This is a genomic window from Companilactobacillus keshanensis, assembly GCF_003946205.1.
GTDB lineage: Bacteria > Bacillota > Bacilli > Lactobacillales > Lactobacillaceae > Companilactobacillus > Companilactobacillus keshanensis.
On the sequence record NZ_RHOS01000009.1, the window covers coordinates 1 to 17,085 of the forward strand.

14 protein-coding genes are annotated in these 17,085 nt (G+C 34.9%); 3 read left to right on the forward strand and 11 right to left on the reverse strand.

Annotation, left to right across the window (positions count from 1 at the left end; translation table 11 throughout):
* Positions 1 to 78: 78 nt before the first annotated feature.
* Together EKM64_RS06305 and EKM64_RS06310 are read right to left on the reverse strand one after the other, a co-directional pair.
* Positions 79 to 1,605: an ABC transporter permease/substrate-binding protein gene (locus tag EKM64_RS06305; protein ID WP_125676731.1), complete on the reverse strand. Its 1,527-nt coding sequence runs from the start codon at positions 1,603 to 1,605 to the stop codon at positions 79 to 81.
* Positions 1,598 to 2,536 (reverse strand): ABC transporter ATP-binding protein, encoded by a 939-nt coding sequence (locus tag EKM64_RS06310; protein ID WP_125676733.1) that lies wholly within the window; start codon positions 2,534 to 2,536, stop codon positions 1,598 to 1,600. The genes EKM64_RS06305 and EKM64_RS06310 overlap by 8 nt, the downstream gene beginning before the upstream one ends.
* A 168-nt stretch (positions 2,537 to 2,704) precedes the next feature.
* Here EKM64_RS06310 and EKM64_RS06315 point away from each other — a divergent pair, with 168 nt between their 5' ends.
* On the forward strand, positions 2,705 to 3,145 hold the full coding sequence (locus EKM64_RS06315; protein WP_125676736.1) for an Rrf2 family transcriptional regulator: 441 nt from the start codon (positions 2,705 to 2,707) through the stop codon (positions 3,143 to 3,145).
* 435 nt (positions 3,146 to 3,580) lie between these two features.
* Positions 3,581 to 6,112 carry an ATP-binding cassette domain-containing protein gene (locus tag EKM64_RS06320; RefSeq protein ID WP_125676738.1) on the forward strand — a complete coding sequence of 844 codons (2,532 nt, stop codon included), beginning with the start codon at positions 3,581 to 3,583 and terminating at the stop codon, positions 6,110 to 6,112.
* 51 nt (positions 6,113 to 6,163) lie between these two features.
* Here the strand turns inward: EKM64_RS06320 and EKM64_RS06325 are convergent, their stop codons facing one another.
* The 7 genes from EKM64_RS06325 to EKM64_RS06355 form a co-directional block, all read right to left on the reverse strand.
* Positions 6,164 to 7,021: an SDR family oxidoreductase gene (locus EKM64_RS06325; RefSeq protein WP_125676740.1), complete on the reverse strand. Its 858-nt coding sequence runs from the start codon at positions 7,019 to 7,021 to the stop codon at positions 6,164 to 6,166.
* 289 nt (positions 7,022 to 7,310) lie between these two features.
* Positions 7,311 to 7,931 carry a WxL domain-containing protein gene (locus EKM64_RS06330; protein WP_125676742.1) on the reverse strand — a complete coding sequence of 207 codons (621 nt, stop codon included), beginning with the start codon at positions 7,929 to 7,931 and terminating at the stop codon, positions 7,311 to 7,313.
* A 189-nt stretch (positions 7,932 to 8,120) separates the two neighbouring features.
* Positions 8,121 to 9,137 (reverse strand): DUF916 and DUF3324 domain-containing protein, encoded by a 1,017-nt coding sequence (locus EKM64_RS06335; protein WP_164505311.1) that lies wholly within the window; start codon positions 9,135 to 9,137, stop codon positions 8,121 to 8,123.
* 202 nt (positions 9,138 to 9,339) lie between these two features.
* Entirely contained in the window at positions 9,340 to 9,519 is a 180-nt protein-coding gene (locus EKM64_RS06340; RefSeq protein WP_125676746.1) for a hypothetical protein, read from the reverse strand.
* A 46-nt stretch (positions 9,520 to 9,565) separates the two neighbouring features.
* Positions 9,566 to 11,869, reverse strand: a complete 2,304-nt coding sequence (locus EKM64_RS06345; protein WP_125676748.1) for an L-type lectin family protein — start codon at positions 11,867 to 11,869, stop codon at positions 9,566 to 9,568.
* Positions 11,870 to 12,078: 209 nt separating this feature from the next.
* Positions 12,079 to 14,385, reverse strand: coding sequence for a lectin-like domain-containing protein (locus EKM64_RS06350; protein WP_125676750.1), 2,307 nt, complete (start codon positions 14,383 to 14,385; stop codon positions 12,079 to 12,081).
* A gap of 172 nt (positions 14,386 to 14,557) precedes the next feature.
* Positions 14,558 to 15,253 (reverse strand): NAD(P)H-dependent oxidoreductase, encoded by a 696-nt coding sequence (locus EKM64_RS06355; protein ID WP_225420973.1) that lies wholly within the window; start codon positions 15,251 to 15,253, stop codon positions 14,558 to 14,560.
* A 314-nt stretch (positions 15,254 to 15,567) separates the two neighbouring features.
* Between EKM64_RS06355 and EKM64_RS06360 the strand changes: the two genes are divergently transcribed.
* Complete coding sequence (locus EKM64_RS06360) at positions 15,568 to 16,002, forward strand: ACT domain-containing protein (RefSeq protein ID WP_125676752.1); 435 nt, start codon at positions 15,568 to 15,570, stop codon at positions 16,000 to 16,002.
* On the opposite strand, the gene EKM64_RS11385 is transcribed toward EKM64_RS06360, so the two are convergent.
* Complete coding sequence (locus EKM64_RS11385; RefSeq protein ID WP_164505312.1) at positions 16,003 to 16,155, reverse strand: hypothetical protein; 153 nt, start codon at positions 16,153 to 16,155, stop codon at positions 16,003 to 16,005.
* A 136-nt stretch (positions 16,156 to 16,291) separates the two neighbouring features.
* Positions 16,292 to 16,954: a DPBB and LysM peptidoglycan-binding domain-containing protein gene (locus EKM64_RS06365; RefSeq protein WP_125676754.1), complete on the reverse strand. Its 663-nt coding sequence runs from the start codon at positions 16,952 to 16,954 to the stop codon at positions 16,292 to 16,294.
* Positions 16,955 to 17,085 lie beyond the last annotated feature (131 nt).

Here is a 17,085-nt window from a genome sequence, read left to right on the forward strand (position 1 = left end):
TTTTACTTTGTAAAAGAAAAATGAGTAATCAAGATTCCGTCGAATCTTGATTACTCATTAATGTTAGTCTGTTTCATACTAATTCCCCTTCAATAAATTATGCTTAACCAGATAATCATGTGCTACTTTAGAAGCCTTTTCGTGTTTAACAGATACCTGATAATTCATTTTCTGCATATCTTCTTCACTTATTTTACCCGCTAGTTTATTCAAGGTCGTTTTAAGTTCAGGATACTTAGTGATCAACTTTTCAGAAACCAATGGTGCACCTTGATATGGTGGGAAAAATTCTTTATTATCCTTCAATGCCACCAATTTGTATTCCTTGATCTGTGGATCAGTTGTATAGCCATCAACTAGATTGACTTTTCCATTAGCAATGGCCTTGTATCGTATCGACGATTCCATTGTCTGGGCTTTAGCAAACTCTAAATTGTAAGCTTTACTGATACCGGGATAGCCATCTTTTAACTGATAAAAGTCAGGATCGAATCCGGCATGAATCTTATCTTCGACGCCTACCAAATCAGAAACAGTCTTTAAATTATACTTCTTAGCAAAACTCTTCTTTACCACTAAAGCATAACCGTTCTCATATTTCATTGGTTTCAAGTAATCTAAGTCTTCTTGTTCCTTTAACAGTTTTTTTGCCAATTGATATGTGGCTTTAGGATCATGGCTGGCACTCTTGTCTGTTTTAACTAATGACTCCAAAACAGTCCCCGTAAATTCAGGATAAATATCGATCGAACCGGATTTTAGTGCTTTGAATAGAAACGATGTACCACCAAAGTTAGCTTTAGTAGAGACGCTCATATTCGGATGATCATTTTCAATTAAATCTTTGTACATATTGATTAAAATCTCCGGCTCACTACCCATTTTACCTGCGATCGTAATTGAGACTTTAGGTTGAGCAACTGTCTGATAACCAAAATATCCACCCATCAGAATAACTATTGTAGTAAAAATTATCCCAATTTTTCTCAATGACAACTTAGAAATACCCTTAATAATTGCACTGAAAACCAAGGCTAGAACAGCTGAAAAAACTGCACCAATGATCAGCAAGGCATTATTATTAGTTTCAATCCCTAACAGAATATAAGTACCTAGTCCTCCAGCACCGATCAAAGCTGCAAGAGTGGCTGTCCCAATGATCATAACCATAGCAATTCTTAATCCAGAAATTATCATCGGCATAGCCAAGGGAATCTCTATCTTAACTAATTTCTTTGTACGTGATAATCCGAAAGCTTCAGCGGCCTCTTCCAAATTAGGATCGATCGTAGTCAATCCTGAATAAGTATTTTGAAAAATCGGCATTACTGCATACAAAACTAAAGCAATAACAGACGGAACGGTCCCAATACCAACTATAGGAATCAAGATACCTAACAATGCCAAACTAGGTATCGTCTGCAAGACACTGGTAATTTGCAAGATCACTTCAGCAGCACGCTTGTGGTTCATTAAAATAATGGCTAAAGGAATAGCAATTACTGCCGCAATTAATAGTGAAACTAGAGAAATAGTAATATGTTGCCCAATCGAATTTAAAATGTCATTACTTTGAGTTTGCAAAACGTGAATAATACTATTCATGAATCTCACCATCCCTTGCTAGATAACTTAAGAGATTTTGAGTAGTCAATTTCCAAACTCTTTCATTGGCACTTTCGACCAGTGCAAATTCCTTATTTTTTAAAACTCGGGCCAAATCCGAAACCTTATCTTCTTCACTTAAATCAACGTCTTGTTTGTCCACTTCCTGACAATTCTGACTGTCGATAATAAGTTTAATTTTCTTATCATCATTGTGTTGATTCTTAAAGAAACCATTCACAAAATTATTCTTAGGATTATGAATTATCTCATCACGTGTTCCTACTTGCTCTAAATGTCCTAAACGCATGATGGCAATCGTATTTCCTAATCTCAAAGCCTCGTTCATATCATGAGTCACAAAAATAAAGGTCATTTTCATTTCCTTGTGCAATTTCAAAACTAATTCTTGTAATTGATTACGAGAAATTGGATCCAGAGCGCTGAATGGTTCGTCCATTAAGACAACTTTTGGATTAGATGCCAGAGCACGAATAATACCGACTCGCTGCTGTTCACCACCTGATAGTTCTCTAGGAAATCTTTGTGCGTACTCTGAAGAGAGTCCGACCTTCTCTAAAAGATCCATCGCAACTTTATGACGTAAATCTTTAGACCATTTAAGTGATTCCGGCTGAATAGTGATATTTTCTTCAATCGTCATATTTGGAAAAAGGGCAATATTCTGCAAAACATAGCCCATATTCAGACGCATCTTTTGTAGATCTAAACTTTCAATATTCTTACCATCGATCAAAATTTCTCCTGATGTCTGTTTAATAAGTCGATTGATCATTTTTAGGGTAGTTGTTTTCCCACTACCACTTGGTCCAACTAAAACAAAAAAATCTCCATCTTTAATTGTTAAATTCAAATCAGAAATTGCTTGATTATCTTGATATTTTTTATAAACATTTTTGAATTCAATCATAAATAACCCCTCATTTTTGTAACTCAATAAGTTACACGAATCATATAATTTTTCACAATTCTAGTCAAACAATAAGCGTTGAAGCAGAATAAGTTGACGTAAATCAAAAGAATCTTTATGATACTAGTTGTTAGTAATGAAGTTACATGAAGCTTTGGAGGTGACATAATGAGAATTTCTACACGTTTCAGTGATTCAACCCACATTTTAGCTTTTATTGAAATATATCAAAACATTAAAGTATCTAGTGAAGTCATCGCCAGTAGCGTAGAAACATCTGCCGTTGTGGTTCGACGATTAATGGGAAATCTAAGAGAAGCCGGATTGATTGATACTAAACAAGGATCGGCTGAACCAAAGCTTGCTAAAGACCCTTCACAAATAACCCTCTTAGATGTTTATTTTGCTACGGAAGGCAATAAACCGTTATTTGAATTGGATAAAAAAACCAATCCCGACTGTATAGTTGGTGGAAATATTCAGGAAGTTTTAGGTGACTACTATGAACAGGCTAAAATAGCTGCTCAACGGAAACTCAACGAAACTACTTTAAAAGATGTGATCGAAACAATTTTGGTTAAGCAAAAATATAAGGATAGTCAAAAATAACTTTGTATGCCGTTTCCAGGGCCGACTTGATTAGTATTTAATAGATTGCGCTATTTGAAATAACGAAATAAGCCCCTTAATTTGGATTTAAAATTCAAATTAAGGGGCTTTTATTATGCAACATCAAAGTGGCGACTGAATATTTTTGAGATTACACGGCTATTACAAATAGACAAAATAATAAGAAGAAATGATAATATTCACCAGCTATGAACGTGGAATTATGACCTTGGTCATTACTCCACCGGGCGTGTTTAAAGACTAAGGGCTTCAAACCGAGGGGCGAGACCATCGCTCGACCCGGTCCGCATAGCAGGTGAATATTATTATTTCTGAAGACAGCCATTTTGCAACTAAATCTGAACCAAGGGTTGAGATTTTTTTGTGCAGCAAATTTGTTCTATAATTAAAAGTATTAATTTTGAGGAGGAAAATATGGGAATCAGACATAAGAACTATATTCCAGATGATATTGAGGTTAGAGGCGCCAAGGCCAATAACTTAAAAGACCTGAACGTTAACATTCCTCTGAACTCTTTTGTTGCCATAACTGGAGTTTCCGGTTCTGGTAAATCATCTTTAGCGATGGATACGATCTACTCCGAGGGTGCCAGAAAATATCTAAATGCATTATCGACATATACAAGACGTCGAATCACACAAATGGGACGTTCAAACGTAGAAAATATTAAAAATTTACCTTCAACAATTGCTTTAAGACAACGTCCGGCTGTTCCCGGTGTTCGTTCAACAGTTGGTACGATGACAGAAAGTCTCAACATTTTACGATTGATGTTTTCAAGATTAGCTTCAGTTGTTTGTCCAAATGGACACAGGATCGACCCCACTCTAAAAATTTCTCAAGCCATGGATCTTCCCGGTACTGACGACAAAATGGGAATGATCACTTGCCCCATCTGCAAAGTTAAATTTATGGCTTTTGGTGCTGAAGATTTCGCTTTTAATTCCACTGGTGCCTGCCCAACTTGTCAAGGAACTGGATTCTTAAAGAGCATAGAATTAGATAAAATAATCCCTGATAAAAGTCTATCTATTAAAGACGGTGCAATCAGATCATGGCGATTACCTGGCCGTTCTTTGCAAGTTGAATTAGTAGAACAATTAGGCGTCAGGATCGATGTACCATTTTCCTCACTAACTGAAAAGGAAAAAGACATAGTTATCAATGGTAAGGGCGTTAAGCGTGAAGTTATCATTCCTACTTCAACCGGTAAGACCTTCAAATTAAATGCTCTCTATGAAAATGCCTATGACGCCGTTAAACATAGTCTTGCCACTGCTAAAAATGAAAACACTCTAAACCGTTTAGGTAGATTTTATTCCATTAAAGAGTGTCCTAATTGTTTGGGTAGCCGTTTTGATCCTAAATTATTTAATAATGAATTGGTCGGCAAAAATATTGCTCAAGTTTGCCAATTGAGTATCGACCAACTACAAAACTTTTGTAAAAAAATTATGAACTGGCTACCTGATGATATGAAAAAATTGGGTAAAAATTTAACTAACGAACTCTTGGAATTATTACAACCGATCGATGATTTAGGTTTGAATTATTTAACAATTATGCGTGCTGGAAACACTTTATCAACCGGTGAATTACAACGAATTCAATTAGCTAGAACGATCCGTAATCAGATGACCGGAGTTTTATATGTTTTAGATGAACCTAGTGTTGGACTGCATCCCGCTAATGTAACCGGTTTAATCAAGATATTACGTGAATTAGTTCGTCTGGGTAATTCATTGATCGTCGTTGACCACGATACCAGTATTATTTCCGCAGCCGATTATATTATCGAAATTGGACCTTCTTCAGGCGAAGAAGGTGGACAAGTAATTTCCAAAGGTAGCGTTGATGAAATAAAAACTAATGATAATTCAGTTATAAAGCCATATTTAACTGGCGAGGCCGATATTATCAAACATCATCAGGTCAAACCATTTAAAAAGGGCGAATTAAGTATTGAGGTCGGCGACCGTTTCAATATTCATGATATGAAAGCTAAGTTTAGTAAGGAATCATTAAATATTGTTTCTGGAATGTCAGGTTCTGGTAAAACAACTCTAGTCTTTGATAGTTTGATCCCTTCACTTTTGAATCAGGCATCGGACGAACCACTACCAAGTTATGTGAAATCACTTGATAATGGTGGGATTAAAAATGTCATAACCGTCGATTCAACTCCGATCGGTAAAAACGTCCGTTCGACAGTTGCCACTTATACAAAAATTTTAGATAAAGTTAGAAAACTTTTTGCAGCGACCGAGCAAGCCAAAGAAAAACATTACACTGCCAGTTACTTCTCATATAACAATAAACAAGGCGCTTGTCCAAATTGTGGCGGTACTGGTGTAATTACCTTAGACATTCAGTATTTGCCTGATATGGTCGAAACATGCCCTGTTTGTCATGGTGATCGCTTCAAAAAAGAAATTCTTGATATTACTTGGCATGAGAAAAATATTGCTGAAATTTTGGCTATGTCTATCACTGATGCTGCTGATTTTTTCAAAGAAGAGTCAAATATTGAATCAGTTATTCAAACACTTTCAGAAATCGGATTGAGCTATTTGGAACTTGGTGAAAGTACACCTACTCTTTCCGGTGGTGAAGCACAAAGATTGAAATTAGTCACTTACATGAAACACAGTCAGAAAAATCAACTATTTATTTTTGACGAGCCTAGTGTAGGATTACATCCCAAAGATGTTTCCGTACTAGTGGAAGTTTTGAATAAACTGATCGACAATCACGCAACAGTTATTGTCATCGAGCATGATCTTGATATCATTTCTAACGGTGATTACATCAATGATCTAGGACCAGAAGGCGGTGTTAACGGAGGACATATTGTTGCATCCGGTAGCCCTAAAGAAATTTGTGACAGCAATAGTATCACTGGTAAATATCTTAAAGAGCATCTGCAAGAATTTAATTTATACTAAAAAACTATCCCTAAAAATGGGATAGTTTTTTTGAGTTTTAACAAAATCGGTTTATGATAATCTACTCTTCAAAAATTTAATTAGCGGTGTGGCCTCATGATCCATAATTGTCTTATAATCATTAGATAATTCTTGCAACATTCCCAATGATCCAGCACAGTACATCGAGCTTAGCATATGTCCTTCACCATTATCATCATAGATTGAACCAAATTCATCTAAACTCACTGGTTGATATCCAATCCTGTGACCCGCAACTTCAGTCAAAACTTCTGCTAGTTCCGGCATAGTATAGTTTCTGCCTTGCGTTAATGTATAAATTTTCCCATTTTGACGTAAACGTCTCGTAGTTGCTACTTTAGCGAAGGCTTTGGCACTATCTTCCAAACTGATGAATGATAAGGCTTTATTTCCCATAGGATAAATAACGTTTTTTAGTTCGATCAGTTCTGGTAAATAGGAAACTAATGGATCAGCATACAAAGAATTACGAATAATCGTATATGGCACGCCCGACTCCGCCAATCGTCTTGGCAAATATCCATAAAAGGCCGACAAGGAAAATGGATCGTCAACTTGATCCGCTATGAAGCTCATTGCTAAAATATGACCAACACGTGATTTTTTGGCAGCTTCAATAACGTACTCTAATTCTGTTATTCGTGTAAAACTGTCATAACTCTTACTAGGAACATAAACAAAGACGTCAATTCCTTTTAGTGCATTGACTAATGAATCTCGGTTAAAATAATCCACTTGCACTACTTGTAAGCCTTGTCGTCTTAAATCATCAGCCTTAGAAGGCGTATGGACACCTGCAACAATCTCTTTATCGGGGATCAATCGTCTAATTTCTGCTAAAATTTTTGAACCAAGGTGTCCAGTTGCCCCTGTAACCAAGTACTTCATTTTCAATCCCCCTTTTCATCTAATAAATGAATCATACTTCATAAATAAAGCGTTTGCAAACGTGTGAATTGAATACCAAGTATTAATTAAAAACATTATACTCCCGTGAGAAAGCTATTTATAAACTGTATTTATGCCATGAAAAATTAATAATTAAATATTTGATTATCGGAATTATTAAATAATTCACCATATTGGGCAACCAGTATTTAAGTTACAGTAAACAAAAATCGCTCTACTTTACAAAGTAGAGCGATTTCCAAATTATATTACTATTAATTTTTTAAGTTTAGGCAGGTGCATCTAACAATGACCATGTCAATGTTGAAGTGTAGCTACCGCCAATATTGCCGGCTGGAACGTATAGTGAAGCATCTCCAGATGCAAATGTACCAGTATATGCACCAATACCTTCACCAGCTGTGGCATCAACAACTGTTGATGCAGCGCTAGAAACTGCAATTGGGCTTACTGTTGTAGGTGGTGTAGATTGGTTAGTACTATCATCTGCAGCTATTGTTGGTGCCTCAAGTGATAATGTTGCACCCTTTAAAGGAGCTTTACTTGTTGCATCTGCGAAACCTGAATCAGCGACACTGACTGACCAGCCGCTTGGAAAACCAGGATTTGTAACATGCAAGGTACTATCAAAAGTACTTGATGTATAAGTTGTTTTACCCACGGCTAATGGTTGTGTACCAAAGGAAATATTTGGAGCACTATCCAAGGCCAAAGAACCAGTTTGTTGCAATCCCACATCAGTGGATTTTGCTAATGGACTTGGCGAGGATGCCGTTGTTGTTGTTACTGCCGTCGAACCCGTAGTTGCGGCCTTTGCCGTAATCAATCCGGCCGGTAAAGCTAATGCTAAAGCGCCTAATGCTGCGAAACCTTTTACAAATTTAATCATGACTATATTCCTCTATCTTCTTACATAAAAGAAACTTTCCCATGAGCTCCCCTCGTTAGTTCATGATTTATCTCGGATAAGTAATCCCTTATCCGCCCTAAGATATACATCTTTTTGGGTCAGTAATCAAAATAATAGCACATAAATAAAAAGCCCAACAAAATATAATTTTTGTTGGGTTATTTAATATTATTTCTTATTTTTACTCTTAATGATGATTGCCAAAAGTGCTGCAATGATTAGGATCAAGAAGGCTACTACTGCTAGCATTGGCCAGTTTTCTTTAGTATTTGTTTCACCAACTGCCGTCTTATTCATTTGCTTTGCTTTAGTTGTAGTAATTGTAAAGTTCTTAGTGAAATTCCATGTCTTCTCACTAGTTGACAACTTCAGATGCAAAGTATAATTTCCAGATTTCAATGGAGTATTATTTGTACTTACTGGCAAATCAAAATTACTATTAGGAGCCATGTCCAATCCGTCTTTTTCAAGCTTATAAACCGTCTCACTGCTACCCTCTTTAGTAACTTTCGCATCTGCTTTTATCTTATTGATGATCATTGGTTGATCATTTTGAAGATTAGCAACGATATAGTTTTGATAGTTGATCTGTTTTGTCTTGGCATAATTCAACTTAATATTAGATTTTATTTTTTCAGAATTTTCCTGCAACTGCAAACCGATCACATAGGCATACTGATTATTGATAGTAACACCTTTTTTATTAGTTGGATTTTGAGCAGAATCTAATAATTTGATCTGAACACCGCCTAAGGCAATGCCACTAAATTCTTTTTTAGGAACATTTAATTCAAATGATTCAGCCTTATTAGTATCGGCAGGAACTGTAACTGTCTTAGGCTCTGGTACCATCTTTTCAATATCTGCTTTAACTGATGGATCAGCATCTGCTCCATGTTTGCTGTAATCAACTACACCGTTCATATTAGTACCGGCACGATTGATCGAGATCAAATACTTATGTTCCTTACTGTCTGTATTATTAATATGAAAAGTTAATTTCTGACTATCGCCTGGTTTTACTTTTAAATCGTAATAACTAATATTCGAATCTATCTGGTTATCCGGATGATCTGCCGAAACGGTATAACTTAAATTAGCCGCCTGGGCTGTCGTTAGGTTCGTTGTAAAGAAGCTTGCCATCAGCAAGATCAAAAAAGAAAACATTATTGATAGTTTCTTCATATTTACTATCTCCTGTGAAACCATCAATTCCCACAAAAAAAGGCAACTCTAATTAGAATTGCCTTTTATCTCTCAATCTTATCCTTAAATAATTTTTAAAGCTAAATTCTGGTTTCGATAAAAAGCAATGATTATTATCATGTTTTTCAAAACCGATTATATGAACTTATTAACTTCATTACAATTAATCTGCTTATTTATTCTACCAATTATCATGATCCCAAAGTCTGCCATCTAATTCACCTTGAGCTTGTTCAATTCTAGTCTGTTGTTCAGTAACAACTTTTTTTAGAGCAAATAGTAATGCTCTTTTTTCATAATCTTTTTGGTTGGCAGATAATTCGTCTATTTGTTTTAATAACCATTTTGTATTTTCATCCATAATTATTACCTCAAATCTAAATCTGCTTTTCAATATAACACATTTTTTAACGAAGCGAGTCAGTTAAGCCCCAAGTAATTGTATATTCATAATTTCCAGCCTTCGCAGTAGAATTTGCTTTCAACAAAATGCCATCGTCTTTGGCCCATGTATTGGCAATCTGAAAAGTAGAACCATCTATAATATTATTACTTGGAAATGTATTTTTGTTAGCAATTTCAATAATAGATCCATTCAAAATAGATTTTGACACACCCGTATTGTCAACATACATCAGATCCCCGTCAAAGGTAGGACTATTATCTGACTGTCTACCTGAGGCACTTAGAGTCCATTGTGAAGTATCGATCGCATTATCAATGATATTTAATTTCCAAATTCCTTGCCGTGGTACAGTTTGATTTTTACCGTTTGATTTAACCGTTTGAAAATGCATAACTTGATCAGCATCAATTAAAATCGGTGCTTTCGTTGGCTTACTGATTGTGTATGTACTGTAATTTGAATGGTTCCCATCCTTATCCGTCGCATATGCCATTAATGTATTATTGCCATCATTTAGACTTGTCCTAGGAACCGTTATCTTAAATTTACCATCATTACCTGAATCTAAGGTAGTCGTCAGTTCTGTGTTGCCATTAATCGAATAATGAACCGTCATATTAGAATTATTTATACCGACACTTGCATCTGCGTAACTTATTTTCCCAGTCGCGTCGATCGATAATGCATTACCAATATCAAGATTTAAATTATCTGGTGCCAACATCAAATCAGTCTTTTTGATAATAAAATCTTGTAACTGAGTATATTTGATTAAATTATCCCCAGTGAAGGCAACATCAGTTGCCGCAACCGTCGTATCCTTAGTTGGAGTATCTGAATATGCGGTTGCATTTAAAGTGATTGTTGCACTTTTGGGATCTTTATCTTTCAATAAATTTTTTATCTTCCGTGTTAATGATGTTGAATTCAATTCATTGGATTTAATAACATCACTAGTTCCATCACTGTAATTGATAGTCCCACCACTATATACGGTATTAGTAGGGAGATTGATCGTAGCTGTTATATTAGTCCAATCCATTGCACCACTATCACGTTTAACATTATAAACAAATCGCAATTTATCATAATTATAAACATTTTTATCAGTAGAACCTAATTCTTTTCCACCTTGTGAATCGTCATAAATATTTGTCCCTACACTTCCCTCTACAATTGAAGGAATTGATTCAAAGACAATCATATTTCTTGCGTACTGATCACCTGTACTACCAGTGAACCCCCAAAGGACCTTACCTTCATCCTTAGAAAATTGTTGAGTAGAATTTTTGTAGAAATAGCTAGTATCGATCGGAATATCAGCCATATTAACTGGTTGAGCATTGTTACCAGCCGCTACTTCTCCTGTGTGAATTTCATCGTCTAAGCTATAAGTCAAATGACCTATCGTACTGCCACTTTCCGGGGGCACCCAAGATATAACTAAATGATGCCAGAGACCGTTACTCAAAACAAAATTATATTTAGAATTATATGTTGTTACCAAATTATTATGAATCAATTGATACCGATATACCATTTGATAGAAAGGTGACAATGGAAAAGTTTGCATATTCTCAGCCTTTCTAAGGTATGAGGCGGCCGATGCTGGATAATTATCAGCAATATGTGAAAACATTTTGGATGGATTATTAACGATTGTTTGCACATCTGAATCAAAGGCATTATTAACACCAGTTGGACTACCGTTCGGATAGCCATTACTAAATAAATTTGAACCTGAACTGACAATATTTCTGTGAGTATCAAATTCTAAGGCCCAACTATTTTGAATTGCGGAATCAGCCAATTTTTGTGGGTCACTATTGTTAAAATCCTTATCTATTCCCCAAACTCCCATTGTCTGTCCTTTTGCTGGTAAGTTACCATCCATTGAAATAGCCCCATAACCGGAATTCTGTAAAACAAACGCCAATCCATCCGCTGGATCACTTTCATATCCAAAATACATCCACATTGATAATGTCTGTTTAGAATTCAGATCAAAATAATTATTAATATTATCGGCAGCATTAGACCAGACACCGCCAATGGAACTACCTTCCTTTGGTGTCACTTGGATAATACTAGTATCTCCATTTTTGAAGGTTGTATTGGCTCCATTCCCTCTAAAAGTACCTTTAACAAAATAATCATCAAAGTTTAATCCTTTCGGTGCATTGTCTACTGGTATATCCGCCGCCTTAACATCTTGATGATTGTTTTGTGCATAAGACATAACTAATGCAATCACAAATGCGATCAAGAAAAAGTTAATTCTTTTTATAACTTTATTTATGGTCATATAATACCCCACTTATATAATCAAATTATTTCTAAATATAGATATTTTATCTTTACAGGATATATATTACACGCTTTCACTAATAATTAAAACTCAAAATATGTAATTTTTCCCCACAAATTTTGATTAATATTTAAGTGCTTAGATATTTAAAAATTTGTAAAAAAAAGACTTTTGATACTTAATTATTAAGTATCAAAAGTTCTCTTTTATATAGAATCCGTTAAATCCCACGTAACATCGTATTTATAGTTACCAGCTTTTGCATCAGCATTTGATTTTAATAACATACCATCATCATTATCCCAAGTATTTGCTATTTGATAAGTTGTTCCATCACTAATATAGTTTGATGGAAAAGTTGACTTATCGGCTATTTGAATAATTGACCCATTCAAAATGGATTGTGTAACTCCTGTATTGTCAACATAAAGCAAATCTCCATCGAAAGTATCACTACTTGAATCTTGAACTGCCGTGGCATCCAATTTCCAATTGGAATTGCCATCATTATCAACAACATTCACTTTCCAACTACCATTACGTTTCACTGTCTGATTTTTACCATTAGAATGAACCGTCCTAAATGACATTTCACTATCTGCATCAATCAAAATTGGTGCTGGCGTCGGTTTATTGATCGTATATGTAACGGAGTTAGAACGATTGCCATCGGTATCAGTTACATACGCAACCACTGTATTAGCACCATCGTTCAAATCAGTCTTGGAAATATTGATAGAAACTTTACCATCTGAACCATTGGATAATGATTGCGTTTTTTCAGTACCATCGTTTATTTTGTAATGTGCTGTAACTTTTGAATTATTCATAACAACACTAGTATCAGCATAAGATGCAGTAGCGGTTGCAGCAATACTTGGCTTGGAGCCAATATCCAAATCTATTATATCTGGAGTTAATTTCATTGTCGTTGCTTTAATTGTAAATCCCTGCATATCAACATTCTTGATCAAATCAGTACCATCAAAATCAGCCGTCGTTGACGCAACGGTTTTGTCAGAAGCGGGTGTACTTGAATTTGTTACTCCATTGATAGTAATGGTTGCACTGTTTGGATCACCAGATTTCAAGAGATCTTTCAACGTCTTAGTGAAGGCTCCACTTGAAAGATCAGTGGCTCCAATATTTTCAGTAGTACCATCACTATATGCAATTGTGCCACCATTATAAGTCATATTATCCGGTAAATTAATCGTTGCATTGATCCCCTTCCAATCCATCTCACCACTATCACGTTTAACATTATATACAAATCGCATATTGTCTCCGTTATAGACCGAATCATCTGAAGTCGTTAATTCCTTACCAGCCTGTGAATCATCATAAATAGTCGCACTTGCTGAGCCTTCAACCAATGAAGGAATAGATTCGAAAACTACCATGTTACGAGCATACGAAACACCAGTAGTACCAGTGAATCCCCATAGAACTTTCCCAACATCTTTAGAAAATTGCTGCTTTGAATTTTTATAAAACTCACTAGTATCAATATCTATATTAGATCTAGAAACTGGTTCTTTAACTTCCGGGATCGATGAAGAATTTTGTGACTTAACTTTATCGTCAAAAATATAGGATAAATGTCCAATTGTACTACCAGCATCCGGTGGCAAATATGAAACAACCACATGATGCCACATACCATTACTAAGTTTAAGATTATTACTACTTTTATCTGGCGTTTTCACAAGTCCATTGTGTATCATTGAATACCAATAAGTTTGAACATTGGTATATGTTGAGCCAAATATTCCAGGTTTCTCCACTCTAGCAGTAGAATCAGATTGTTGCACATAGGTCCCAGGATCACCAGGATAGTTATATGCTATATGTGAATCCCCATCGCCAACATTAATTAAACTATCAAAACTACTATTACCAACATAACTAGCATCTGTCGCCAAACCGTCCTTAAATAATCCTGCACCAGTATTTAAATTATTAGCAAACGTATCAAACTCTAATGCCCAACTATTCTGAATTCCCTTTGCGGCAATTTCTGATGGGGTCGTGCTACTTTGATAATTGTCATCATCGCCCCATACTCCCATTGTCTGGCCAATAGCCTGTCCACCAGATTTGGTTCTGGCTGCTGCATCAGATCCATAATTCTGTAAAACAAAAGCCAATCCATCAGCCGGAGCATCCGTATGACCCAAATATATCCACATAGATAATGTCTGTCGCTCTTTTAAATTTAAATAATTCAAACTATCTGGATTAGACCAAACGTATCCTTGCTGTTTTTTAGTAGTTCCAGTTACTTGCACAATACTTGTGTTACCGTTTTTATATGTGGTTGTATTGGCTGAATTAGTCGAAACATTCCCTTTCATAAAGTAATCGGAAAAGTTTAATCCAGTCGGAGCATTATCTGTCGGATCATTATATTCATCGACAGCATATACATTTTGGCTGTTATTCAAAAAGATCCCAATTAAAATAACAGTTGAGATTACCCAAATATATCTCAATTTAACATTTTTGTTCATAATGAATCCCTCATTTACCCATCCATTTATGTCACGATATAATAATATATATATCAATAATACATTTAGTAGATGGATAAAATTTATCAACAATAATAATGGATCATTACAAAAAATGATAAAAATCAATTAATTATAAATTTGTTTACAAAAAAAGATAATCATTGAGAAGTCAGTTTTCATCATTCTCTTTAATTATCTCTAAAGTTTCATTTAATTGATTTAATTCTTCAATTCTTTCAGTAAAACTGGTTAAAATCATTTCAGTGATTTTTTTATCTTTTATATTTAAATCCAAATCCAATTGTTGTAATTCGTTTTCAAACCATTTTTGTCTATTCTGAAGTGTATCTGGCATCTCTTGTTTAAGATATCTTTGATAATCAACCAAAAGAGCCATCTGTACAGATTCAGTCATATACCAAAACTGTGAAATTGGAAAAATTGGTAAAACTATCATTTTAGCCTTATCAGCAATTGCTCGATAAGGTGTCATTAATTCATCTAATGAAAAATTTTCGCTCGCACCTTTTTTAAAATCTTTTAAAGGCAGTCCAGTCGTAACAACTAATCCAAATTCTTTACCTTCTAGTGGATAATTTTTATCACCATAGATAAAATTTCTAGTTAAAACTAAATCTTCCCATTTCTTTAACCCACTTGGTGACGAATACCAATACAGTGGAAATTGAAAGATAATTCGGTCTGCTTCAGTTAATAATTTTTGTTCTTTTAAAACATCAATTTTTTCTAATCCTTCAATGTGATGCCATAGGACACCTTTTTTCTTAGATCCTTCATGTAAAAATTGTTGAGTCTGTGAATTATCTATCTCCGGATGAGAAACTATTATTAAAGTTTTCATCATATTCACTTCCAGTTATTCAAATTGTTTATTTACCAATGAGCATAACAAAAAAATGATCGTATTAGTAATAATAAATACTATCAATTTACCTGTGATCTCTTACGAATATGTGAAAGTTAGTTTTAAGTAGACCGCATATAATTAATTGTCACTTGTCGAGCAATGAATAATAATCCTCATTTTTTAAATAACAGTGCACATAACTTTAAGCTTAGATCTATTTTGTCTAGCTATTTGTTATTGGTCTAATGTTGTAACCGTTTAAGTGATATAATCTAGTAAAATATAGACTCATTACTAAAAGGAGGATTATTGTGGAAAAGTATTACATTGTAGATCGTTCTATTTTGCCGGATTCCTTTGATAAAGTCATTCAGGCGCGTAAATTATTGGAGACGGGTAAAGCTTCTAATGTTAGTGACGCTGTTAAGATGGTCAATATTAGTCGTGGAACTTATTATAAGTATAAGGACCTTGTCTTTTTACCTGACGAGAGCACCAGTGATCGTAAAGCTGTATTCTCAATGATCCTAGATCATGAACCCGGAATATTATCTAAAGTTTTGTTGATAATTTCAGAATCAAATGCTAGTGTTCTTACTATCAATCAAGATATTCCCATTCACAATATGGCCAGTGTTTCTATTTCACTAGATATTAGTCATATGACTGGTACCATCAATGATTTAATTGATAAACTCAGGGGTTATGAATTTATCAGTAATGTTCAACTGATTGCTGTGGAATGACTACTTGGGCCAGGCAATGTACATTGCCATAATAACGCCGACAGTTCCAATGAAGTAGCACAATTTGGAGACTGTTCCGCTCTTTATATGACTGCCGGAAATTAAAAGTATTAAACCGACTGAAAATATTATTGCAATAATTAAGAATTCCATAAAACACTCCTTATTATTTACTTGCATTATCCATTGTTATTACTGTAACGAATAAATGTGACGAAAAAGTGAATAACTTGTGTAATTTTATGTCAATAAAAAAAGAGCCCACAAGGGCTCTTTTTTATTCTTAAAATTAGATAACTTCTACAGTAGCTGAAGTTACACCATATGAAGGAATTTGTGCATTTGGCATAGCAACATCCAATTGTTGTGGATTGCTGTAAGCAAATGTTCCTGTATCATTAACTGTTCTGTACAATACTGTACCATCAGCTAAAGTGATTTTAAGTTGTGTTCCTTTAGGAAATACTGAAAGGTTAGCAGCAACACCGCTGTATCCCATATTTGAACCTAAAACAGCTGGATCATAAAAACTGATCTTAAATGTTCCTTGTGAAGTACCTGTTGTACTTGATTGTGTTGTTTGTGTTTGTGTTTGTGTTGCAGTTGTTGCTTGTGTTTGGACTGCTGGTTGTGTTGTATCTGTTGTTGCTTGTGTTGCAGTCTGAGTCTGAGTTTGTGCTTGTGTTGTATCTGTTGTTGCTTGGGCTGTTGGTAATGTGATCGTTTCTCCAGGGAAGATCAAATCAAATCCACCAACTTCTCTACCATTGGCTTGTTCAAGTTCAGCGATTGTTATACCATTTGCGGCTGCAATACTTTTATATGTATCACCTGCTTCAACACTTACATGTGTGCTGTCAATAGTAGTAGCAGCTTGGGCTGTTTTAGCAGTTGCTCCCATTGCTGTTAGTGCCATAGTACTTAATAAAGCGATCGATAATACTTTTTTCATAAATTTAAACATCCTCATTTGTTTATTTAGCTCTTAACGCTACGAGTGATATACTAACAGGCTTATATTACACAAACAGCATTAATAGATTACAATTTTGCAATTTTCTGTAATCTTAGTAACACAACTGA

Bases quoted from the DNA above. Each gene is read 5' to 3' on its own strand.
- EKM64_RS06305 (WP_125676731.1), bottom strand. From the start codon at position 1,605: ATGAATAGTATTATTCACGTTTTGCAAACTCAAAGTAATGACATTTTA.
- EKM64_RS06310 (WP_125676733.1), bottom strand. From the start codon at position 2,536: ATGATTGAATTCAAAAATGTTTATAAAAAATATCAAGATAATCAAGCA.
- EKM64_RS06315 (WP_125676736.1), top strand. From the start codon at position 2,705: ATGAGAATTTCTACACGTTTCAGTGATTCAACCCACATTTTAGCTTTT.
- EKM64_RS06320 (WP_125676738.1), top strand. From the start codon at position 3,581: ATGGGAATCAGACATAAGAACTATATTCCAGATGATATTGAGGTTAGA.
- EKM64_RS06325 (WP_125676740.1), bottom strand. From the start codon at position 7,021: ATGAAGTACTTGGTTACAGGGGCAACTGGACACCTTGGTTCAAAAATT.
- EKM64_RS06330 (WP_125676742.1), bottom strand. From the start codon at position 7,931: ATGATTAAATTTGTAAAAGGTTTCGCAGCATTAGGCGCTTTAGCATTA.
- EKM64_RS06335 (WP_164505311.1), bottom strand. From the start codon at position 9,137: ATGAAGAAACTATCAATAATGTTTTCTTTTTTGATCTTGCTGATGGCA.
- EKM64_RS06340 (WP_125676746.1), bottom strand. From the start codon at position 9,519: ATGGATGAAAATACAAAATGGTTATTAAAACAAATAGACGAATTATCT.
- EKM64_RS06345 (WP_125676748.1), bottom strand. From the start codon at position 11,869: ATGACCATAAATAAAGTTATAAAAAGAATTAACTTTTTCTTGATCGCA.
- EKM64_RS06350 (WP_125676750.1), bottom strand. From the start codon at position 14,385: ATGAACAAAAATGTTAAATTGAGATATATTTGGGTAATCTCAACTGTT.
- EKM64_RS06355 (WP_225420973.1), bottom strand. From the start codon at position 15,253: ATGATGAAAACTTTAATAATAGTTTCTCATCCGGAGATAGATAATTCA.
- EKM64_RS11385 (WP_164505312.1), bottom strand. From the start codon at position 16,155: ATGGAATTCTTAATTATTGCAATAATATTTTCAGTCGGTTTAATACTT.
- EKM64_RS06365 (WP_125676754.1), bottom strand. From the start codon at position 16,954: ATGAAAAAAGTATTATCGATCGCTTTATTAAGTACTATGGCACTAACA.